We start from the raw sequence: 4,700 nt of genomic DNA, 5'->3' as shown, positions 1-4,700 counted from the left end.
AAATAATGTTTCTTTTGCTGAAAAAGACTGTCTCTGATCGTGACAATCTTTTATATAAACATTGAGTATAAAAAAATTTAACCAGATTTTTTAAGTAAAATATTCAGTTTAAGTATCAACTTTGATAAAGATATTGATGTAGATAACAAAAAAATATTCTCGTTAACCAGAGGTGTTTACGCATAAGATTGATTGGCAAAATCCTTTTGAGTTTATTTTGTGCAGGAATATTTTTCCTTCGAGGATAATCTTCTATTTTCCTGGAAAACATGCAATGCAAAGCGCTTTATCGCTGCTCTAAAATATGGGAATATGCTACGCATTTTTGGATATAGAACATCAATTTTTGCAATACTTATGTTCTAATAAATACAGAAGATTTATAAAAAGGTTTCCTTGGACTTATAAAGCCATTTTAAACGATATACATGTGAAGTACTGTACTTGTATAATTCTAATTATAAAATCCGAGACATAGCGTATCTCTTAGTGTAAAATTATATTTTTCAAAAAAGATCAATCCAAAGTGGGATAAAACACTAATTCTATCTGCCTACAGTGATGTCTTCCCTTTGAGAAGAAATTCCCTCAAAAAATAAATTCGCACACGCCATATACTCCATGGATTATGCATCTGCTTTCCTTGAATTTATCGCAGGATTTTATAAGCCTTGGCGTACTCTTCATTGCCTTTAGCTACCACTTCTTTGAATTTAGCGTAATACCTTCTTGTATTGGGAAGAGGTGCCTTTTGGCACATAATTGCAGGCATTCGGCTTCTGATTCCTCGAATATTTCGAACGAAAAATAATATTCAATATCCGAAAGAAACCTACTAAAAAGGGATATCAGCTTCAATGCCAACCAAATAACCTAAATCGATCTCCGAAAAATCCCCTCTTAACTCAATCACGACATCGGCAGTTAGCAGATCTAATGGGAAATTCTGGTTCATCAACTTTTTTCAAAAGAGTAGGATTGAAGTATAAAGCCATAGAGCAACAGCATCCTTCTCCCTCCAATGCAAACCATCCGGCATCAATCACGATCTTTTAGAGCTTACCGCAATCAAGAACTTATGCTTTCCGGATACTCTCCACTTTATACGATATCCTTCGCCGTACAGTTGAGATGAGACGGGATGATATATACTTTATAAACTCAAATAATACTCTTGCTCTCAGTGCCAAAAACTATAACCCACCTCACATCCAATAATCCTTTCTAAGATCTTGGCAAAAGCATGGTGGGCCCGGAGGGACTCGAACCCCCAACCAAGCGGTTATGAGCCGCTGGCTCTAACCATTGAGCTACGGGCCCAAAAAATTGTATATCCATACCAACATTCATCTAGTATTAATAACTTGTTTTTTTCCCAAGAGCAAGACTTCAACCTCAAGAATTTCTGCACGTTTAGTACCTAATCTGAGAATTATTTCTGTCTTTGTCAGAAGAATCTACACATATACACACTAACTGGAAATTGATACTCATTATAATCGTAACTTCCAGGAATAAAACAAACTAACCCTCTCCGAAAATAGCTACATTCAATCTCCATTTTAGATATGGGATAATGTTTTTTGTCTCTCTATGATAAGTGTGCTTTCTTTGATATCCTTTCCTTCCTGAAGTAAAGATGATTCCTACTACGATAGGTATGAAAAAATAAGATATTGTTTTTACAGAATGTTTTTATTTGTTTTGTCCATCCATTTTTAGGGATGAGACACGCATTTAACGCATCTTTTTCCTATCTTTTTATAGAAAAATGCAAAGAGAATACGAACATGATATCGACCAAAAGACAAATGGACAACTTGCCACCCAAAGAAATTATAAACATCTAAGATTATTATAATGCTCGTCTAAAAAGAATATTTGATAAACTTGGGAATAAAATTAATAAACTTTCAAATACAACCATATCTATTAATATCTTTCCTTATACACGCTATTGAATTACAGTTTAAAAAAATATGGAGTTAAAAGATGAAAAATATATTGACAGCTACATCAATAATAATCAGTGTTTTGATTTTTCCAGGTTATAACTCTAGCCAGGCTTTGTTTCGCAAAACCATTCAACGCTAGGTCTCCAAGAGCTAGATCTGAAGAGTTAAGAGGGAAAAGTTCTCCAAGAATCATGCTAGAAACTGCACAGACAGATCCTATAAATCATCCAGAAACTACACCTGAAGAGATTAGAAGTCCCTCTTTGTTAGACCTGATAGTATCAATTCAGAGTCCTAGTAATAATAGTAATAGTAACAGTAGTAGTAGTAGTAGAAATATTAGCAGGAAGAACTATTCTTCATCGTTAAAGCCTCAAGATAACATATCATATCATTCTTCGCCTGAGACTCATGTCTTTACAAACATCGACTCTAGATAACAATTAAATGAATTTTATAGCTGAATCAGAACTATAAATTATAGAGAAAATCAAAATTCTAAACGGTGCAAGAGGAAAATGCTGAGTATACTCTAATCTCTCTTGCTCCTATACTTAACAATGTTATCCGTATACCAGAGAACCCAATGATATAGGCGATGATCTCTTGTGTGGAAGGACTCAGCCAGGATCAATAAAAGGTTCGGTTGTTATAGCTCCTTTTTTCACACTCCACCAAAATCATGATGGATAAAAGAGCTGTAGCGGATAGGCTAAAAAGCATTAAAATCATCTACCCATTTGATACCGCTTTTGACCTTGTGAGCTTTGATTCTTGCTAAACTTGGCTGGGACATCTTCTTTTATCTCAAATAAAAAAGCTGAACTTTCCCTTGAATCTTAGCAAAATAAAACTTCATCTTATCCTATTCAATAGATTGCATTGTCGTTTGAAAATACCTCACTTAATAGAAAACGAGAGTTGAAAAAAACATATCTTAGTTCCGGTAAAATCACTGGTTGATGATTTTGCCCCACAATATCATCCGTAAACCAGAAGATCAAAATGATAGAAATGACCTCTTTCTAAAAGATGTTCAGCAAATATATAGGGGTGCCGTCCTTTAATAAATAGATAATAGGTTACGAAGGATAGAAGGAAAACCTAAAAAACCCTTACGAATGGACGTATTAAATCATTCAAAGCCACTATCTACTCTCTTTTTTTAATCTTGTGGGATTCAATCCTAGCCATCTTTAGTGACGCATCAGATTCAAGCTTTTTAAGAGTCAGATCAGTCCTGCTTTGAAGCTTTAATATTTCAACATGTTGCTTGTGTTTAACGCGGTTTGAATACAAATTAAAGATAGAAGAGAAAACGAAACGCAGCAGAAACCTTGACGTACCACTCGCGATAAAAGAAGCGATCATTTGTTAAACCAACTCTGAAAATATAATAGACCATATACAATGGCTGATACAGAGTTTACCATTTTTTTAAGGAAGATACGAACCACTCAATCGCTTGCGAAAGGTCTAAAAGATCATCAATGCTTTTTGTTATTTCTTATCTCTGATCTTTTTGTTTGCAGCTCTCATCCTTGAATCTTTAATGTATTTTGTCCATTCTGGATGTTAGCGTGTCTATTGATCTGAAGTCTCCTTTTTGTGGTTAAATGAAAAAGCGCCGAACTCTTTCCGTATTACGTCTTTTTCAGCTTTCTTAGTCATCAATCACTTCCTGAAAGCATGAGGTGAACCTATTGTATTTTTGATAGTGAGACACCCCTATACACTTCCAAGTTTTGGATAAACGTTCTGCGGAACGCTTAAAGCTTGTAGAATCCCGTTCAATCCCTCATGTATACAGAATAATTCTCAACAGGAAAACTCCACACAGCCTCCTCCGTGCTTTGTTTAGTAGTATCGATCCAGCCATAAGCATTAACGCCAATCGACCTTTTAAGTGTTTGTTGATGTTGTCTTCTATTTTCGATAGCTTGTCGTCTACTACTTCTTGAAGAGAATCTAGCTTGGCTTGAAGTGCATCAAACTCTTTTTGGGATGAGGTTTTAATGTTCTTCCGCATGTATTCTAAAGGATTGCTGTCTCTTCCATGCACACTACTACGATCAATGTCACAGCTTCAGCAAAGCTTGTTTTTCTTTTCTCTATAACACTATCATATACAGAAGATATAATCTATTTATCTCTAATATTCGAAATTTGCATGCCATATCTTGAAAGAAAATCAATCATGAGCAATGGTTGTCGAGTGGTATTCTAGGATTTATATGTATATTCATACAAGCCTTTCCATTCCCTCATGATGCCCACAAATAATATCATAAAAATTCGTTGTATATACTTTATAATAGAGAAAAATATACTTACTAATGCTTTAAATTAAAATATTTCTCAAAAATCAAGATTTATCTGTCAAAGACATCTTACGCCATTTTTGTACATTTATATTATGATCTTTAAGATTTTTAGAAAACAAATGTCCTCCCATACCATCACTTACAAAGTATAAATCATCGGTATGCAATGGGTTAGCAACGGCTTGCAAAGCCGCACGACCTGGATTAGAGATAGCATTCGGAGGCAAACCATCAACAAGATAGGTATTATAAAGTGTTTTTGTAGAAAGATCAGACTGATAAATTGGTCTATCCGATGGCTTATCTCCTCCCTCAAAAATACCATAAATAACAGTCGGATCAGATTGCAATCTCATACCTCTCGAGAGTCGATTTATAAATACAGATGCCACATGAGCCCGTTCCTCAAAACGAGACGTCT

At 34.8% G+C, this 4,700-nt stretch carries 2 protein-coding genes and 1 tRNA gene; all 3 read right to left on the bottom strand.

Annotation, left to right across the window (positions count from 1 at the left end):
• Positions 1 to 1,244: 1,244 nt before the first annotated feature.
• Positions 1,245 to 1,320: transfer RNA gene (locus H0G72_RS03640), tRNA-Ile, on the bottom strand.
• 2,433 nt (positions 1,321 to 3,753) lie between these two features.
• Positions 3,754 to 3,984 (bottom strand): hypothetical protein, encoded by a 231-nt coding sequence (locus H0G72_RS03635; protein ID WP_182017423.1) that lies wholly within the window; start codon positions 3,982 to 3,984, stop codon positions 3,754 to 3,756.
• A 336-nt stretch (positions 3,985 to 4,320) separates the two neighbouring features.
• Positions 4,321 to 4,700: endolytic transglycosylase MltG (mltG, locus tag H0G72_RS03630; RefSeq protein ID WP_182017422.1), on the bottom strand; the 380-nt coding region annotated here is incomplete at its 5' end.

Origin of the sequence: Candidatus Liberibacter sp., assembly GCF_014048425.1 — a bacterium.
In the GTDB taxonomy this organism is placed as follows: domain Bacteria; phylum Pseudomonadota; class Alphaproteobacteria; order Rhizobiales; family Rhizobiaceae; genus Liberibacter.
The sequence above is the reverse complement of the archived record's forward strand: the minus strand, read 5'-3'. Positions and strand labels throughout refer to the sequence as shown.